The sequence below is a fragment of the Sphingomonas sp. AOB5 genome (assembly GCF_029433115.1).
In the GTDB taxonomy this organism is placed as follows: domain Bacteria; phylum Pseudomonadota; class Alphaproteobacteria; order Sphingomonadales; family Sphingomonadaceae; genus Sphingomonas.
The window spans coordinates 1-17,876 of record NZ_JARNTV010000003.1 but is presented as its reverse complement, the minus strand read 5'-3'; the positions used below and the strand labels follow the sequence as shown (position 1 = coordinate 17,876).

Sequence of the window (17,876 nt, the reverse complement as noted above, 5' to 3'; positions counted from 1 at the left end):
CTCGCGCCTCTCCCGCGAAAGCGGGAGAGGGAAGAAAAAGCGGATCACTCGTTCCACGTCACCCCGTCGCGTTCGGTCAGCGCGATCCCCGCGCTCGGACCCCAGCTGCCCGAGGCATAGGGCTTGGGATGCACGTCGTTCGCCTCCCATCCGGCGCGGATGCCGTCCACCCATTCCCATTGCGCCTCAACCTCGTCCCGGCGGACGAACAGGGTGGGATCGCCCTCGATCAGGTCGAGCAGCAGCCGCTCATAGGCGATACGGCGGCGCGTGCCCGCGAATTCATGGTCCAGGGCAAGGTTAAGCGGTACTTCGCGCAGGCGGATGCCGTCGCGGTCCAGTCCGGGCTGCTTGGCCATTACCAGCAGCCGGATATATTCCTCGGGCTGTAGGCGGATGACGAGCGTGTTGGCGTGCAACAGCCCGCCGCGTTCGGAGAAGATCGAGTGCGGCACCGGCTTGAACTGGACCACGATCTCCGACCGGCGCTCGGCCAGCCGCTTGCCGGTGCGCAGATAGAAGGGCACGCCCTGCCAGCGCCAATTGTCGACATGCGCCTTGATCGCGACGAAGGTCTCGGTGTTCGAGGGCTTTTCCAGCTCCTCGACATAGCCCTTCACGATCTCGCCCTTGGATGCGCCTGCGCCATATTGGCCGGTCACCGTCAGGTTCGGCACTTCGGCCGGTTTCATCTTGCGCAGCGAGCGGAGCACCTTGACCTTCTCGTCGCGGATCGCGGTGCCGTCGAAGCGGGCAGGGGGCTCCATCGCGATCAGCGCGAGCAGCTGGAGCATATGGTTCTGCACCATGTCGCGCAGCGCGCCGGTATCGTCGTAAAAGCCTGCGCGTCCCTCGAGTCCCACCGTCTCTGAGATGGTGATCTGGACATGATCGATGCCCTGCGCATTCCACACCGGCTCGAACAGCGAGTTGCCGAAGCGCAGCGCCAGGATGTTCTGGACGGTTTCCTTGCCCAGATAGTGATCGATCCGGAAGGTCCGGTCCTCGGGAAAGGCCGAGGCGACGATATCGTTGATCTCGCGGCTGGACTGGAGATCTCGGCCCAGCGGCTTCTCCAGCCCGATCCGCACATTATTGCCCGCCAGACCCGCCGATTCGAGACCCTTGATCGTCGGCCCGAACAGCCACGGCGCGGTCGACAGGAAGATCGCCAGCCCGCCCGAGATATCGCCCAGCTTCTCCGCCAGCGCCGCGAAACCCTCGGTCTTAGATGCGTCGAGCGGCTGATAGTTGATCCGCTCCAGAAACGCCCCGACAGCGCTGTCGTCCTTGCGGTCCGCAGGCAGGAATTCATCGAGCGCCTTGGCCGCGAAATCGCGATAGCCCGCATCGTCATGATCCGAACGCGCCGTGCCGGTGATAGTCAGCCCCTCGGGCAACAGGCCATCGGCATGCAGGCCATAGAGCGAAGGGAGCAGCATGCGCTGGGCGAGATCGCCCGTCGCTCCGAACAGCAGCAGCTTTCCGACCGGCTGACTCATGCGTGCATGCTCCTTCGTTACGGCTCCGCTCGACACCAACGGTGCGGAAAGATCAAGCCGCCGAAGCGCAGATCAGAGCACCAGACCCGCAGTCTGATCCAGACCGGCCATGATATTGAGGTTCTGCACCGCCGCACCGGCCGCGCCCTTGCCGAGATTGTCGAGCGTCGCCACCAACCGCGCCTGACCGCGCTCGGCATTACCGAACACGCGCAGGGTCAGCCGGTCGGTGCCCGCATCGTCCTCGATCGCCACGGTCGCGATGTCGCCCGCGGGCAGCACGCGCACGATCGGGCTGTCCTTGTACGCGTCGCTCAGCGCGGCCTCGATCGTCGCCAGCGAAGGCTTGCGGGGCAGGGCGTGGAGCGGCAGCGGCACTTCGACCACCATGCCGCGATAGGTGCGTGCCACCGCCGGCATGAAGATCGGCGGATGCTCCATCTTCGCATGCTTCTGCATCTCGGGCACATGCTTGTGCGCGAGGCTGAGGCCATAGGGGCGGAACGCGGTTTTGGTGTGGCCCTTGGCGGTCTCGTTTTCGAACTCGGCGATCATCGCCTTGCCGCCACCCGAATAGCCCGAGGTCGCGTTGACGCTCAGCACCCAGTCGACCGGGATGAAGCCTGCGCGGACCAGCGGGCGGATCAGCGCGAGATAACCGGTGGGGTAGCAACCCGGATTGCTGACGAAGCGCGCCGCGGCGATCGCCGCCGACTGGCTCGGCTCCAGTTCGGCAAAGCCATAGGTCCAGCCTTCGGCCACGCGATGCGCGGTCGATGCGTCGATCACCCGCGTCGCGGGATTCTCGATCATCGCCACCGCTTCGATGGCGGCATCGTCGGGCAGGCAAAGGATCACGAAATCCGCGGCGTTCAGCGCCGCTGCACGCTTCTTCGCATTCTTGCGCGCCTTGTCGTCGAGCACGACGAGTTCGATTTCGCTGCGCCCTTCCAGCCGCTCGCGAATCTCCAGGCCGGTCGTGCCGACCGCGCCATCGATAAAAACCTTGTGGGTCATGCGTCCGGCGCCTCACCCAGCGCATTGGCTTCGATATAGCCGACCAGCCCCGGCGTCGCGGCGACACCCCAGGCGTTGAGGCCCGCCAGTTCGAGCGCCTCGAAGACTTCGCCGGCGTTCAGTTCGGCAATCACTTCCGAGTCGGCCTTGGGACCCAGTCGCAACGCAACCGAACGGCTCACGCGCCGCGCCATCGGCACAGCGTAATGCGGCGCGAAGACGCGATCCGCGAGACGAATGTCGGCAAGATCGCCTCGCACGGCATCGACGCGCGGGTCGACGTGCGCCGAGACTCCGGTCAGCGCGAAGCGCTTATGCGTTAGCCCTTTGGGCGGCAGGCTCGCTGATGTTTCCTCCTGAGAGGAAGTGCCCGAATTCTGCAAGAAAATCAGCCCCTTCAGTCGTTCGCGCGACAAAGATGTTACGCTTGTCGGTATCGTCGCGCTGTCGGCGCAGATAGCCGAGCGCGCCTAGCCGGTTCAAGGCTCGCGTCACGACTGGCTTAGAGACATTGAGCGCCCGCGCCAAGCCACGCACGGTATGGGGCCCCGGATCGAGATAAACGAGCATCAGCAGGGCCATCTGTCGATTGGTGAGATCCGGTTCTCCGGATCGCACATAGTCGATCAGGGTGTTCTTCCACGATGCAAGCGTACGGTCGGACATGGCGTTCACGGTCTTTACTCTATCCGTTACGGTCCCGGCACAGGCCGGGATTATCCGCCACAAACGTCCATATGCCCCGCAAAGTTTCAGTGCGGAGCCGAAATGTTACGGATATGCGGTGGATCGTTTCGCGGGCGGCCCGAAACTGGCAGGTTGATACCGCGGATCGCCTCCACTATGTCGCGCCTTTCCGCAAAAGGTCTGCGCTTCCCGATGTTCACTTTCCTGCTGGTCCTCCAGTTCGCCGTTGCCGCCATGCTGGTGACCGTGATCCTCATGCAAAAGTCGGAAGGCGGCGGCCTCACCACGGGTGGCAGCCCGTCGGGCCTGATGTCGGCACGCGGCGCTGCGGATTTCCTCACGCGTGCCACCGCGATCCTGGCGACTGCGTTCATCGTGCTGTGCATCGCGCTGGCGGTGCTGGCGGCCAGCCGCCGCTCGTCGTCGGTCGACGCGACCCTGCAGAAGAAGCCTGCCGCAGCCGCTCCGGCGCAGACTGCACCGGCACCCGGCGCCACCCCGGCCACCACGCCGCTGGCTCCGGCCACCCCGGCTGCCGGCAATTCGACGCGGCCTTTCGGTCAGTAACGGCGAACCCCGCGGAAACGCGGGGTTTTCCCTCGCTTAGCCCGGCGCGAGCCGTGGCTTTCCCACAAAAAAATGCGCGCTCCCGGATTCGGGTGCTTTCGGCGCGCGTCCAATCACGCTAGGCATTTTCTCCCATGGCGCGGTATATCTTCATCACCGGCGGCGTGGTCTCCTCGCTCGGCAAGGGTCTCATGGCGGCATCGCTCGCCGCTCTCCTTCAGGCGCGGGGCTATTCGGCCCGAATCCGGAAATTCGATCCCTATCTGAACGTCGATCCGGGCACGATGTCGCCCTATCAGCATGGCGAAGTCTATGTGACCGACGACGGCGCGGAGACCGATCTCGACCTTGGCCATTACGAGCGCTTCACCGGCGTCGCGTCGCGCCAGTCGGATAACGTCACCTCGGGCCGAATCTACCAGCAGATCATCACGCGCGAGCGCAAGGGCGACTATCTGGGCGCCACCGTGCAGGTGATTCCGCACGTGACCGACGCGATCAAGGAATTCGCACAGGCGGATACCGAGGGCCTCGATTTCGTGCTGTGCGAGATCGGCGGCACCGTGGGCGACATCGAATCGCTGCCGTTCATCGAAGCGATCCGCCAGCTCCGCAACGATCTGGGCCGCGGCAATTCGGTCAGCGTCCACCTGACTTTGGTGCCGTACATCGCGGCCGCGGGCGAGCTGAAGACCAAGCCGACCCAGCACAGCGTGCGCGAACTCGCGGCGCTGGGCGTGCAGCCCGACGTGCTGGTCTGCCGCAGCGAGCAGCCTCTGCCGGAGGGCGAGCGCGCCAAGATCGCGCTGTTCTGCAACGTCCGCAAGGAAGCGGTCATCCCCGCGCTCGACGCCAAGAGCATCTATGCGGTGCCCGCCCAGTACCATGCTCAGGGCCTCGACAGCGAAGTGCTGCGCGCGTTCGGGATCGAACCCGGTCCGGCGCCGTCGCTGGCGCGCTGGGAAGATATTATGGACCGCCTCGAAAACCCCGAGGGCGAGGTCACGATCGGCGTGGTCGGCAAATATGTCGGCCTGCCCGACGCCTACAAGTCGCTCCATGAGGCGCTGGTTCATGGCGGCATCGCCAACCGGGTGAAGGTCAATATCCGCTGGCTCGACGCCGAACTGTTCGAAGGCGACGAGGACGAGATCGCTGCTCAGCTCGAGCCGATGCACGCGATCCTGGTCCCCGGCGGCTTCGGCGAGCGCGGCAGCGAGGGCAAGATCGCCAGCGTCCGTTTCGCCCGTCAGCGCGGCGTGCCGTTCTTCGGCATCTGCCTGGGTATGCAGATGGCCTGTATCGAGGGGGCGCGCGAACAGGGTCTGGCGCATGCCTCGACCACCGAGTTCGGCGACACCGAGACGCCGATCGTCGGCCTCATCACCGAGTGGATGGGCAAGGACGGGCTTCAGAAGCGCGAGCAGGGCGGCGATCTGGGCGGCACGATGCGCCTGGGCGCCTATCCGGCGCGGTTGAGCGGCAACAGCGTCGTCAACTCGATCTATGGCGAGGATGACATCAGCGAGCGTCACCGCCACCGCTACGAAGTGAACACCCATTACAAGGACGTGCTGGAAAGCGGCGGCTTGGTGTTCTCGGGCATGTCGCCTGACGGCACGCTGCCGGAAATCGTCGAGCGACCGGATCACCCCTGGTTCGTCGGCGTGCAGTTCCACCCGGAGCTGAAGTCGAAACCGTTCGATCCGCACCCGCTGTTCCGCAGTTTCATCGAAGCCGCGGTGCGTCAGTCGCGTCTGGTGTAACGAAGGGGGAGGCTATTCGCCGGCGTCGAGCCGCGCGGCCTCCGCCTCATATTCCTCGGCCATGCCGGTCAGCGATTCGCGGGTGCGCGGATCGAGCACGCTGCTGCACAGCCGCCGGCATCGCGCCGCCTGCGACCGCAACGATTCGGCCCGCGTCTCGCGATCGCCGTCGTCGGAAAAGCTGATCGGCGCGATATTTTGCGCCTGATTCGAACTGTCGAGATTATCGTCCATTACGCCCAACAAAGCCCCGATCCCGCGCACGAAACGTCGAATCCGTACAATGGTTCCCGGGGACGCAAGAAAAAATGAAAAGGCGCCCGGACTTTAGGTCCGGGCGCCCCCTGGCGCGGCGTCCAAAGGGAGGAAGACGCCGCGAGCCGTGGTGGGTTGGTTACGCCGCGTTGGCGGCCGAATGCTCGCCTCAGGCTGCGTTCGCAGCCGTATGATCAATTGCTTCGGCGGGCTTGCTGCCGCCGCCGACCGCGATCTTCTTGGGCTTCATCGCTTCGGGCACTTCGCGGACCAGCTCGATGGTCAGCAGGCCATCGGCCAGATCGGCGCTCTCGACGCGGACGAAATCGGCCAGCTCGAACCGGCGCTCGAAGCTGCGGTTGGCGATGCCGACGTGCAGAAACGCACCCTGGCTGTTCTCGTTCTCGGCCTTCTTGCCGGCAACGACCAGCAGGTTCTGCTGCGCGGTGATGTCGATCTCGTCCGACTTGAAGCCGGCGATGGCGAGGGTGATCCGATAGCGGTCATCGGCGACGCGCTCGAGATTGAAGGGGGGATAGTTTTCCGACGCCTGCTGGCGGGCGCTGGCTTCCAGCATGTCGAACAGCCGGTCGAAACCGATGGTCGAACGGCGGAACGGGGTGAAATCGAACTGACGCATGTCAAAGCCTCATTTGAGCAAGTTGAACGCCTGAAACCCGGATCCGAAACCGGCATCCGCTAGTCATTCGCGGCCCTTTACGGCGCCGCTTCCCTAATCTTGGATCGATGGGTCGCGGTTTCAAGAGGGGCGAAAAACCGCGGAAATCTGCGCCGGAATGCCCGATCCCAGCGCCGGAAAACACGGGCTAGGGCTTCCCAAAGATTACCTTTGTCGATTATTCCTATCGGAATAGGGGAGTTTAAGTGCGTAACGTTCCAAGGGGATCCAAATGAGCCTGTCGAAACTCGCACTGACCTTACTCGTGACCACCACGCCGATTGCGGCCTATGCCCAGTCGAGCGATCCGGTCCCGGCTCAGCAGGGTCCGTCGACCCCGGGCGATCAGGATCGCGGCGAGGAGGACGTCCAGCGCAGCGCAGCCTCGTCCGAGATCATCGTCACCGCACGCCGCCGTCTGGAACAGGCGCAGGACGTGCCGATCCCGATCTCGGTGGTCGGCGTGAAGGAACTCGATTCGACCGGCAGCTTCAACGTGCAGCGTCTCCAGCAGATCCAGCCGACGCTGCAATTCTATTCGTCCAACCCGCGCAACTCGTCGGTCAACATCCGCGGCCTGGGCGCGCCGCTGGGCCTTACCAATGACGGCATCGATCAGGGCGTCGGCGTCTATATCGATCAGGTCTATTTCAGCCGCGTCGCGGTCGCCACGCTCGACTTCCTTGATATCCAGCAGGTCGAGACGCTACGCGGTCCGCAGGGCACGCTGTACGGCAAGAACACCGTCGCCGGCGCGATCAACATCACCAGCAAGGCGCCAAGCTTCACCTTCGAGGGCCGCGCGGAACTGACCGTCGGCAATCTCGAGTTCAAGCAGGCCAAGGCGTCGGTCTCCGGCCCGCTGTCCGATACGGTCGCGGTCCGCCTCGGCGCCTCGACCACCAGCCGCCAGGGCACGGTCTACAACGTTGCCAGCGGCACCTATATCAACGGCCAGGATAATATCGGCATCCGCGGCGCGCTGCTGTGGAAGGTCAGCGACACGCTGAAGCTGACCCTCTCGGGCGATTACAACCGCCAGAACCCCAATTGCTGCGCCCAGATCTATGTGCGCTACGGCCCGACCCAGCGTGCCGCCAACCGGCAGTATCCGGCGCTGACCGCCGCGCTCGGCTATGCGGTGCCCAGCACCAATCCGTTCGATCGCCTGACCGACGTCGACGCCGAACTTAACGCGCTCAACGTCCTTGGCGGCGCTTCGCTGCGCGCCGAGCTGGAACTGGGCAACGGCACGCTGACTTCGGTCTCGGCCTGGCGCTTCTGGGACTGGGGTCCGAAGAACGATCGCGACTTCACCGGTCTTCCGATCACCACCCTGTCGCAGAACCCGACCGAGCAGACCCAGTTCACCCAGGAACTGCGCTATGCGGGTGAGGGCAACGGGTTCGACTATGTCGTCGGCGCCTTCGCCTTCTATCAGGACATCCACACCACCGGTACGCAGCGTCAGGGCTCGGCCGCGAGCCGCTGGCTGATCAACCCGAGCAACGCGCTGTCGAACGATCCGACGGTGCTCGACGGCCTGACCGCGAACAACGATATCCGTCTGAAGAACTTCAGCGGCGCCGTGTTCGCCAAGGTGAACTGGGAGATCACTGACCGGTTCACCCTCTCGCCGGGCATCCGCGTCAATTATGACGATAAGCTGGGCAGCTATGTCAGCATCGTGCGTGACGGTCAGGGCAATCTGGTTCCCTCGACCGGCGGCACTGCGCGTCAGATCGAACAGCGTACCGCGCTGACCCCGCAGGCGTTCCGCGGCGAGAAGTTCCGCGAGTGGAACCTCTCCTACGATTTCACCGCGTCGTACAAGCCGACCCGCGATATCCTGGTCTACGCAACCTATGCCCACACCTTCAAATCGGGCGGCCTGAACCTGAACGGTGTGCCGGTCGTCGCCGGCGTGGCGCAGACCCAGTTCGCGCAGGTGAAGCCGGAAAAGGTCGATCATTTCGAGATCGGCGCAAAGACCCAGTTCTGGGATCGCCGCGTGACCTTCAACCTCACCGGCTACTGGACGTCGATCAAGGATTATCAGGCGCTGGTGAATGACGGCCAGAACGCCACCCTGCGCGGCTATCTGGCGAATGCCGGCGAAGTGCGGGTGCGCGGTATCGAGGCCGACCTGTCGTTCCGTCCCTCGGATCGCCTGAGCCTGTACGTCAACGGCGCCTATACCGATCACGAATATGTCGAGTTCCGTAACGCACCGTGCCCGCCCGAACTGTCCGGCGGTGGCACCGGCGCGGTGATCGGCGCGCCCGGCACCCCGGGCACGAACAGCCCCACGGCATGCGATATTTCGGGCCAGTGGCTGCCCGGTATCTCGAACTGGGCCTTCTCGTTCGGCGGCGAATATAACATCCCCGCCAACCTGCTGGGCGAGGATGGCGAGGTCTATTTCGGTGCGGACGGCAATTACCGCTCGAAATTCTCGTCGAACGCCTCGCGCTCGATCTACACCGATATCGACGGCTATGCGCTGGCCAACTTCCGGCTCGGCTTCCGCACGGACAAGTTCAACATCTTCGGATGGGTCCGCAACGCCTTCGACCAGGAGTATTTCGACCTGCTGGCGACCACGCCGGGCAATACCGGCCTGATCGCGGGCAATCCGGGCGATCCGCGCACCTTCGGCGCCACGGTCTCGCTCAGCTTCTGAACCAATCGAGCTTGGTCCTCCACCATGGCCGGGGAGGGCTGAGGGGAGGGGATCGCCGCCCGCGCGATCCCCTCCTTCCCACACACGAAAAAGGGGACCGGATCGCTCCGGTCCCCTTCTTCATTCTGCGCGACGAAATCAGAACCGGATCGCCAGCTCCGCGCCGATGGTGCGGGGGGTGATAATCCCCATCGCGAACGGGCTGGATGCCGGGGTGAGGCCCAGCGTGCCCAGCGCGGTGATCCCGCGCTCGTCGGTCAGGTTCTTGGCGTACACCGTCAGGCTGTAATTCTTGTACGACAGCCCGGCATTGAGGCCGATCGTCGTATAGGCCGGCAGGGTGCGCGGCGCCCGGTTGGTGTAGTTCGAGATGCGATCGCTCACATGGCTGATCACGCCGCCCAGCGACAGATCGAGATCGCCGCTCAGTGTCGTCTCATACTGCGCGGTCAGCGAACCCGACCAGCGCGGCACCAGCGGCATGCGATCGCCCTTCAGGCCGCCGGCAGCCGCCGCATCCTCGGTCAGGTGCGCGTCGGTATAGGCGGCGTTGAGGCCGAAGGTCAGGCCGCGCGTCGGCGTCAGGCGGATCGTCGCTTCGCCGCCGGTGCTCACAGCGTCGCCGCCATTGACGAAGAAGTTGAACCCGCCCGCGCTTGTCTGGATCTGAACGTCCTTCCAGTCGGTGTGGAACACGGCTGCGTCGAAGGTCAGCATGCGATCGAGCGCCGAGACCTTGAACCCGGCTTCATAGCTGGTCAGGCGATCCGGATCGAAGGTGACCGGCGCACCGACGCCCGGCGCATTCGGACCGCCCGGACGATAGCCCGACGACACCCGCAGATAGACCATCGCATTGTCCGAGATCTTCAGGCGCGGCGTCACCAGGAAGGTGAACACGTCCGCCTTCTCGGTGCCGTGGCCGACATTCGATCCGCCCGGGATGATCAGGCCGGCATAATTGTGATCATAGACCTGGCTGTCATGCGAGTAGCGGCCGCCCAGCAGCACGTCGAACTGCTCGCTGAAATGGACGGTGGCGTTCGCGAACACCGAATATTCGGTGTATTTCGAGGTGATCGATGCCGTCGCGATGTTCGGGAAAGCGACGTCGGCACCCGTCACCGTGTTGAAGGTGTAGAATTTCGGGATGCGGTTCGCGTCGTTCTCGTGGGTGTAATAGAAGCCGACCTGCGTATCGAGCAGGCCACCGGCCAGCCCATTGGCATCGACGCGGAACTCCTGCGACCAGCGCGCGACGGTGGTGTGCTGCACCGAACGCACGCCGATCCCGCCCAGCGCGACGCCGAAGCCCGACGAAGCGTCGACGCCGGTGTCGGCCTTGGCGGTCTGGTAGGTCGTCGACGAGACCAGCTCGACCGAGCCCAGATCGACGTTGATCGTGCCGTTGTAGAGGCGGAACGAAACCTTGCCGCGCTCGCGCGACAGATGCCGCTGCTGCAGGTCGCCATAGAGCGGTGCGAGCGTCGTCGGGTTGACGTCGATCACGCTGGTGCCGCCCACCTTGGTATCCTGCCCGATCGCCTGCAGGCTGATGCGCACGTTCGAGCCGAGCTTCGCGGCAAGCTGGACGCGGCCGCCGGTGACGTCGGCATAGTTCACATTCTCGCGCGCCGCCGGGCCGCCATTGATGTCGATGAACCCGGCATCGCGGCGGTTGAACGCGCTCGCGCGGATTACGAGCGAGTCGGTGACCAGCGGCACGCTGACCGAGCCGCGCACCGAATAGCCGGTGCCGCCGCCGCGCACGCCGTTGACGCCCGCCGAGATACGACCCGAGACGGTGGTGAAGTCCGGCGCGGTGGTGACGTACTTGATCAGGCCGCCCATCGAGTTGGCGCCGTACAGCGTGCCCTGCGGCCCCTTCAGCACCTCGATCTGGCTCAGGATTGCCGGATCGAGATCGAGCGTGGTGTTGCTGCCGCCGGTATAGGCATTCACCGAACCGATCGGCGCTTCGTCGACATAGAAGGAGGTGGCGGCGGCCGACTGGGCCGGGCCGGTGGTGATGCCGCGCAGCGTGACCTGGGTCAGGCCCGGACGGCCCGACGAGAGCGACAGGCCGGGAACGCGCGAGGCATAATCCTCGAACTTGACCGCGCCCTGCTGGGTCAGCGTGTCGCTGTCGACCACCGCGACCGATGCCGGCACGTCCTGAAGCCGCTGCGAGCGCTTCTGGGCGGTGACGACGATTTCCTGATTGGCGGCGCCTTCATCGGCTGCCGCATCGGCGCTCTGCGCAAAGGCCGGGGCCGCGGCGAGAAGCGCGGCGGCGGTACCGGCGAGCAGCACCGAACGGCTGGACAGAATCTGGATCAAAGCATCCCTCCCAAAATTTATATTCAACGCTTGTGGAGGCTACCTATCAGACAGCTTTGCGCGATGCGCGTGCTTGCCGTTTGCCGATCCGCTCGGACTCTATGCGGCCGGGCGTGCCGGTCCGCACGCCCGGTTTTGCACGTAAATCCGCGGATTCGGGGTCTATAAACAGCGGTAACCGGGCGGTTTTAGAAGTTCGCCGTCAGATTGAACGAGCCATAAACCGTGTCGCCGCCGCGAGGCGCATTGGGCGCCCGCTCGAGGAACCGCCCCTTTGCGAGTATCACGCCATTGGCTTCGAACCGCAGCGTATTGGGCCGGATCCACCAGCGCAGACGGGCGTCCAGCTGGTGCCCGGCAAAGCCTCCCGATCTGCCGCTCGCGTCCCGGACGCCGGTGGTCGAGAAACTGTCGGTGGGTTCGGCAAGCCACAGCGCATGATAGCTGCCGAACAGGTCGACACGCTTTGAGGGAACCAGCTCCAGACGTATGCCGGGCGTCGAGATGTTGGCGCGTCCCACCGCATTGTAGAGTCCGGCGGGAGCAAGGTCGGCGCGGCGCATGCCGAACAGCGTGTCGAAGCGACCGTAACGTCCGCCCGCGCGGTCGCCGCTGGCGCGATCATATTCCAGCGATAGGCGCGGCTGCCACGGCCCGGCGAACGTGTAGCCGGCTTCGGCGTGAATGAACCAGGCCGAGACCGGCAGTACCGCCGCGTTGGAGGCGGTGGAGGCACGGATGGTGCCCGATTGATAATATGCTTCGAACTCTACGTCCGCTTTTCCTGCGCCGGGAACGCGCAGGATCCTCCCGCCCCAGCTGTTCAATGAGCGATTGCGGGTGGGCCGGCCTGGCGTGTCTCGCTCGCCGAGGTGGTAGTAGCTTATTTCCGCGGTCAGCGGGCCAATCGCCCTGGCCTTTGCCGCGGTACCGCCCCACAGGACCAGGTCGAAACCTTCATGGTCGAACACAATGGCGTTGCGGCGGATCGCTGCTGGATCGTCCGGTCGGCGCTGTTGCGGTAGGACATAGATCAGCGTCGCGTTGACACCGCCTTTCGCCGCCAGATTGGCCTGGAAGCCGGTATAGCCATTGGTGGTGTTGCGATAATCGTCCGCCGCGACCAGCCGGCGGGAGCCGATGTTGAGGGTGAATCGACCCGCCCGCAGATTGAGCTTCGATCCGTTGCCGGGGCTGAGATCCACGGCGGCATAGGCCTGGACGAGTTCAAGTGCGTTGACCTCGTTCGTTGAGACCGGAGTTCCGGTCTCGCTGGCATACGCCCTGCTGTCCCAGAGTTCCGCGACGAAGCTGACCGGCCCCGACCTGTATCGCGCGAGCAGGGTGGTGCGCAGGTTGACGAGATCGTCATCCGTGTTGAAGCCCGCGCGAGGCTGATTGGTGATCGTCTCGTAGCGCAGCCGCGCGCTGCCCGAGATATCGAAACCATCCGCCTCCTGCGCGAAGGCGGGCCCGGCGATGATCGCTGCGGCAAATGAAAGCGGTAGGCGAACCCCGAGCATATACAGCGTCCCGAACAATGGCGGACGCGACGCTTTGGCCGGGGAGATCGCGCTTCCGTGGAGTCGCTTCGTTCAAGGTTCGTGGCGAGTCAAGCAACCGGCCGCGGAGGGCCTATTTCTTCTTCGCCTTCACCCAGAATTCCCTGATCCGGGGATCGGGATCGTGCACCACGCTGGGCGGATCGTTGAACAGGAAGGTGGTGCGCGTGGTCGTGTTGTACGGCGCCCAGGCGGGGATACCCTTGCCGTTGGGATTGCCGCGCCGCGCGAAATTGGCCCAGACGCGCATCATCAGCGCGGTCATCCGGTCCTGCGACGGACCCTTGCCGACCAGTTCCTCCGAAATCCCGGTGGTGCCGAACACGAACGGCAGTTCCACGCCGTGCGGCGCGCGCAGGATATTGCCCTGGACCGGCGTCTGCCAGTCGATCCGGTACATATAGACCGGCGCACCCTGTGCCGCCTTGCGTTCGCCCAGCGCCACGGTGTTCGCCCAGAACATGCTGTCGCTCAGGATGCTGGCGAGCAGGTGCATCGGTGCGTCGCCGGGCGAGCGTGCTTTGTAGAGCGCGATCGCTTCCTGCGCATATTGGCCGGTCAGGATCGTCGCCATCAGGGTAAGCTTCGCATCGTCGGTCTTGGGCCAGCCCGGATCGGCGAGCAGCACAGATGTGCCTTCGTCGCGGGTGTTGCCCAGCATCAGCGGCACGTTCGCGGAAACCGGGTTGGCGACGGGATCATAGGGATGCGTCGGCATCACGCTGCCATCGACCCAGGGGCGATAGCTGAGCAATTGGGCCTTCTCGCCGAACGCGCGGATCAGATCGGCCAGCGGCAGTTCGCGCAGCTTGAGGACGTCCTCCGGCTTCATCCGCACATTGGCGAGCGCCTGATTGCGGGTCGCAACCGACTCCTCCGCGGTGGCGATGCGCGGATCGGATCCGGACTGGATGATCGCCTTGTGGAACAGGCCGTGCGCGGCCGGCATGGCGAGCAGCGACGAGATCTTCCCGCCGCCGCCCGACTGGCCGAAGATCGTCACATTGCCCGGATCGCCGCCGAACCGGGCGATATTGTCGCGTACCCATTGCAGCGCGGCGACGATATCGAGTTGCCCCGCATTGGCGTCGAAATCGCCTTTCGCCTCGGGGCCGAGGTTCAGATAGCCGAAGCCGTTGAGCCGGTGATTGAGCGTTACGACCACCACGCCCTCGCGCTTCGCCAGCGCGGTGCCGTCATAATATTTGTCGCTGGCCGAACCGAAGCCGAACCCGCCGCCATGCAGCCACACCATCACCGGCTTCTTCGCTGCTGGCTTCAGGCTGGCCGACCAGATGTTGAGGACCAGACAGTCCTCGCTCACCGGCAGGTCGGAGAATGAGATGATCGTGAGCGGGTTCTCGAGCTTGGGCTGGGGGCAGCGGTCGCCGAACTTGTCCGCGGTTCGCACGCCGGTCCATGGCGCGACGGGCTTCGGCGCGCGGAAGCGGTTTTGCCCGCTTGTGTCGGCGCCATAGTGGATGCCGAGGAAGCGATAGACGCCATCGGTGCGGGTGCCGCTCAGCTTTCCCTGTGCCGTGGTGACGACGGGTGCTTTCTGCGCGAGTGCAGGCAAGGCGAGGGCAAGCGCGGCGGTTGCGGCCAGCAGGAGCTTCATCGGTCCGATCCTCTCGATATTCGTGAGAGGCATATCGCAACGCGACGCCGCTGTACGAACCGGGCGTTTGCCGATTGGCAGCGGGGTTGTGCCGCCGCCGGGTCAGTCGGCCCAGTAGAGCCGCATCGGATTGTCGACCAGCAGCTTGCGCTGAAGCTCCGCCGTCGGCGCGATGCGCGGGATCACGTCGACCAGCCCGCCATCGTCGGGGATGCGCGTCTCCATGTTCGGATGCGGCCAATCGGTGCCCCACAGCACGCGATCCGGATAATCCTCGACCAGCGGGCGCACCGCATTGACGAAATCGTCATAGGGCTCGCCGGCGGGATCGAGCCGGTCGGGGCAGGTGGTCTTCACCCAGATATCCTCGCGGCTGTCGAGCAGCGCGCGGAACGCGGTCATGTCCACGCCGTGCGGCCCCTGCGACACGTCCGGGCGGCCCATATGATCGATCACGACGAGCGTGGGCAGGGCGGCGATGAAGGGCTTCATCTCCTCGAGGATATCGGCCTCGAAATAGATCACGACGTGCCAGTTCATCCGCACGATCCGCTGCGCGACTTCGAGGAACTTGTCCTTGGGCGCATCGTCCACCAGACGCTTCAGGAAGTTGAAGCGGATGCCGCGGATGCCCCCCGCGTGCAGCGCGTCCAGCTCGGTATCGGAGATAGCCGGATCGACCACCGCCACGCCGCGCGCCTTGCCGTTCGACTTCGCGATGGCATCCAGCGTCGCGGCATTGTCGGTACCGTGGCAGCTCGCCTGCACGATCACATTGCGCTCGAACCCCAGCCGGTCGCGCAGCGCGAACAGCATGTCCGGCCCGGCATCCTGCGGGAGATACTTGGCCTTGGGGCTGAACGGGAACTGCGCCATCGGCCCGAACACATGGCAATGCGCGTCCACCGCGCCTGCGGGCGGGACATAGCCGGGCTTGGAGGGTTCCAGCGTCCAGCTGCGGATGCGCCCGCTCTCGTCCTTGCTCATGCGAACACAACTCCATCCATCAGCTTGCGCGCGGTGCGCAACAGCGCGGCGCTGACCACCGCGCCGCTATCGTCGGTTTCGAGCACGCAGCTCATCTCGCCGGTCGGATGCTCGACCGACAGCGTCTTGCGCGCACCCTCGGGAATCTCGGCCACTTCGGCGGCGGGTGAGCCGGGGATCAGGCAGGCGGTCGCCACGCTCACCGCGCCCAGCACACCGATGGTGGCATGCGCGCGATGCGGGATGAAGCTGCGTACGGTCACCGCGCCGCCATTCCGGGGCGGAGCGACCAGCATCATCTTGGGGACCGACTTTTCCTCCACGTCGCCCAGGTTCATCAGCGGCCCGGCAGCCAGCCGGATCGCCTCGATCCGCGCCTTCAACTCGGTTGCGCCGTCCAGCGTGTCGCGATCCTCATAGCCGGTCATGCCGACGTCCTCGGCCTTGAACACGATGCAGGGCATGCCGTTGTCGATCAGCGTGCAGGCGACACCCTCAATCACATCCACAGCATTACCGGTGGGCAGCAATGCGCCGCACGACGATCCTGCGGTATCGCGAAATTCCAGCGGGATCGGCGCCGCGGTGCCCGGCACGCCGTCGATCCGCGCGCCCCCGGCGTAGACCGGCACGCCGCCCGGCGTGTTCACCGTGGCGATCGCCGCCTGTCCGGTATTCTCCATGAAGATGGCAACGCGCGTCTCGCCATCCTGTCCCTTCACCACCCCACGCTCGATGGCGAAGGGGCCGATCCCGGCGAGGATATTGCCGCAATTCTGCGCGTCGGAAACGATGGCCTGATCGACGAACACCTGAAGGAACAGGTAATCGACATCGATCCCCTCGCGGGCGGACTTGCTGACCACCGCAACTTTGGAGGTGAGCGGATCGGCACCACCCATGCCGTCGATCTGGTTCGGATCGGGCGACCCCATCACGCGCAACAGGAACGCGTCGCGCTCGGCGATATCGGCGGGCAGGTCGTCCTTCAGGAAATAACCGCCCTTCGACGTCCCGCCGCGCATCCACATGCAGCGGACGCCGTCACTCATATTTCAGCCCCATCGCTTCGAGCTTCTCCCGCATCTTGTAGATGTCGAGCCCAAGCTCGCCCGCGGCCAGCCGCGCGCGCTTGTCGGTTTCCGCGGCCTCGCGGGTACGGGCCTTTTCCAGCACCGCTTCGGCATCGGCCCGCTTCACCACGCACACGCCGTCGTCATCGGCAACGATCACATCACCGGCCTCGATCGCGGCACCGGCGCACACGATGGGGACGTTGACCGACCCGAGCGTCGCCTTGACGGTCCCCTGCGCGAACACGCTCTTCGACCAGACCGGGAAGCCCATCTGCGTCAGGTCGCGCACGTCGCGCACGCCCGCATCGATCACCAGCCCGCGACAGCCCCGCGCGATTGCCGAGGTGGCGAGCAGATCGCCGAAATAGCCGTCGTCGCAGGGGCTGGTCGGCGCCAGCACGATGATGTCGCCCGGGCCCAGCTGTTCGATGGCGACATGCACCATCCAGTTGTCTCCGGGAGGCGCCGAGATCGTCACTGCCGAGCCTGCGATCCGCGCGCCCGCATAGATCGGCCGCATCTGCGGGCCGAGCAGTCCGATCCGACCCTGCGCCTCATGCACCGTCGCGACGCCGCACTCGGCGAGACCGTCGATCACTGCCGGATCGGCGCGGAGGATATTCTGGACGACGCGTCCTGCCATGGTCTGACTCCTTTGCCGGCCGGGATGGGCGGGGGCAGGGCGGGGAGCAACTAACAATTGCAGCCCGACGATAAGTTTTTACGATAGGTCGTGCATGACCGTGACACCCTTCGATCTCAACCTGCGCCACCTGCGCGCGCTGTCCGCCATCGTCTCGCGCGGCAGCATGAGCGCGGCTGCCGAAGCGGTCAGCCTGTCGCAGCCCGCGCTTACCCAGGGGCTCGGCAAGCTGGAGAAGCAGGTCGAGGCGCGGCTGTTCGAGCGCCGCCCGGGCGGCATGGTGCCGACCGCGGAGGGCAGGGTGTTCGCCGAACGCGCCCGCGCTGCCTTCTTCCATCTCGGCGCCGCATCGCGGGCCATTGCGCGCAGCGGCGGACGTGGTTTCGCGCGGCCCGAACAATTGATGACCGCCACCCAGCTCCACGCCTTTCTGAGCCTGTCGGACGCGGGCAGCTTCCTCGGCGCTGCACAAGCGACCGGGCTGTCGCAACCCG

Annotated in this window: 16 protein-coding genes; 4 read left to right on the top strand and 12 right to left on the bottom strand. The window is 65.2% G+C overall.

The window, feature by feature from the left end; all coding sequences use genetic code 11:
- Positions 1-44: 44 nt before the first annotated feature.
- The 4 genes from zwf to P1X14_RS01985 all read right to left on the bottom strand — a co-directional run bounded on the left by zwf (position 45) and on the right by P1X14_RS01985 (position 3,185).
- Positions 45-1,502 (bottom strand): glucose-6-phosphate dehydrogenase, encoded by a 1,458-nt coding sequence (gene zwf / locus P1X14_RS02000; protein WP_277313633.1) that lies wholly within the window; start codon positions 1,500-1,502, stop codon positions 45-47.
- Positions 1,503-1,574: 72 nt separating this feature from the next.
- Positions 1,575-2,519, bottom strand: coding sequence for an N-acetyl-gamma-glutamyl-phosphate reductase (gene argC / locus P1X14_RS01995; RefSeq protein WP_277313632.1), 945 nt, complete (start codon positions 2,517-2,519; stop codon positions 1,575-1,577).
- Positions 2,516-2,701: a hypothetical protein gene (locus tag P1X14_RS01990; protein WP_277313630.1), complete on the bottom strand. Its 186-nt coding sequence runs from the start codon at positions 2,699-2,701 to the stop codon at positions 2,516-2,518. Before P1X14_RS01990 ends, argC begins: the two co-directional genes overlap by 4 nt.
- A 130-nt stretch (positions 2,702-2,831) precedes the next feature.
- Positions 2,832-3,185, bottom strand: coding sequence for a MarR family transcriptional regulator (locus tag P1X14_RS01985; RefSeq protein ID WP_277313774.1), 354 nt, complete (start codon positions 3,183-3,185; stop codon positions 2,832-2,834).
- A 213-nt stretch (positions 3,186-3,398) separates the two neighbouring features.
- Here P1X14_RS01985 and secG point away from each other — a divergent pair, with 213 nt between their 5' ends.
- Positions 3,399-3,773 (top strand): preprotein translocase subunit SecG, encoded by a 375-nt coding sequence (secG, locus tag P1X14_RS01980; protein WP_277313773.1) that lies wholly within the window; start codon positions 3,399-3,401, stop codon positions 3,771-3,773.
- A 134-nt stretch (positions 3,774-3,907) separates the two neighbouring features.
- The gene (locus P1X14_RS01975) at positions 3,908-5,539 is read left to right on the top strand and encodes a CTP synthase (RefSeq protein WP_277313629.1); all 1,632 of its coding nucleotides are present in this window, start codon (positions 3,908-3,910) and stop codon (positions 5,537-5,539) included.
- Between the two features lie 12 nt (positions 5,540-5,551).
- Here P1X14_RS01975 and P1X14_RS01970 read toward each other — a convergent pair whose 3' ends face one another.
- Positions 5,552-5,773 carry a hypothetical protein gene (locus tag P1X14_RS01970; RefSeq protein ID WP_277313628.1) on the bottom strand — a complete coding sequence of 74 codons (222 nt, stop codon included), beginning with the start codon at positions 5,771-5,773 and terminating at the stop codon, positions 5,552-5,554.
- Positions 5,774-5,963: 190 nt separating this feature from the next.
- Positions 5,964-6,434, bottom strand: a complete 471-nt coding sequence (locus tag P1X14_RS01965; protein WP_277313627.1) for an Hsp20 family protein — start codon at positions 6,432-6,434, stop codon at positions 5,964-5,966.
- Positions 6,435-6,705: 271 nt separating this feature from the next.
- Between P1X14_RS01965 and P1X14_RS01960 the strand changes: the two genes are divergently transcribed.
- Positions 6,706-9,156, top strand: coding sequence for a TonB-dependent receptor (locus tag P1X14_RS01960; protein ID WP_277313626.1), 2,451 nt, complete (start codon positions 6,706-6,708; stop codon positions 9,154-9,156).
- 138 nt (positions 9,157-9,294) lie between these two features.
- Here the strand turns inward: P1X14_RS01960 and P1X14_RS01955 are convergent, their stop codons facing one another.
- The 6 genes from P1X14_RS01955 to ligK form a co-directional block, all read right to left on the bottom strand.
- The gene (locus tag P1X14_RS01955) at positions 9,295-11,496 is read right to left on the bottom strand and encodes a TonB-dependent receptor (protein WP_277313625.1); all 2,202 of its coding nucleotides are present in this window, start codon (positions 11,494-11,496) and stop codon (positions 9,295-9,297) included.
- 188 nt (positions 11,497-11,684) lie between these two features.
- Positions 11,685-13,019 (bottom strand): alginate export family protein, encoded by a 1,335-nt coding sequence (locus tag P1X14_RS01950; protein WP_277313624.1) that lies wholly within the window; start codon positions 13,017-13,019, stop codon positions 11,685-11,687.
- A gap of 112 nt (positions 13,020-13,131) precedes the next feature.
- Positions 13,132-14,676, bottom strand: a complete 1,545-nt coding sequence (locus P1X14_RS01945) for a carboxylesterase/lipase family protein (RefSeq protein ID WP_277313623.1) — start codon at positions 14,674-14,676, stop codon at positions 13,132-13,134.
- Positions 14,677-14,778: 102 nt separating this feature from the next.
- Positions 14,779-15,663 carry an amidohydrolase family protein gene (locus P1X14_RS01940; RefSeq protein WP_277313622.1) on the bottom strand — a complete coding sequence of 295 codons (885 nt, stop codon included), beginning with the start codon at positions 15,661-15,663 and terminating at the stop codon, positions 14,779-14,781.
- Positions 15,660-16,715, bottom strand: coding sequence for a 4-oxalomesaconate tautomerase (locus P1X14_RS01935; protein WP_277313621.1), 1,056 nt, complete (start codon positions 16,713-16,715; stop codon positions 15,660-15,662). Before P1X14_RS01935 ends, P1X14_RS01940 begins: the two co-directional genes overlap by 4 nt.
- Entirely contained in the window at positions 16,708-17,382 is a 675-nt protein-coding gene (ligK, locus tag P1X14_RS01930; protein WP_277313620.1) for a 4-carboxy-4-hydroxy-2-oxoadipate aldolase/oxaloacetate decarboxylase, read from the bottom strand. The genes P1X14_RS01935 and ligK overlap by 8 nt, the downstream gene beginning before the upstream one ends.
- 94 nt (positions 17,383-17,476) lie before the next feature.
- On the opposite strand from ligK, the gene P1X14_RS01925 reads away from it, so the two are divergent.
- Positions 17,477-17,876 (top strand): LysR family transcriptional regulator (locus P1X14_RS01925; protein WP_277313619.1); only part of this gene is annotated, 400 nt, incomplete at its 3' end.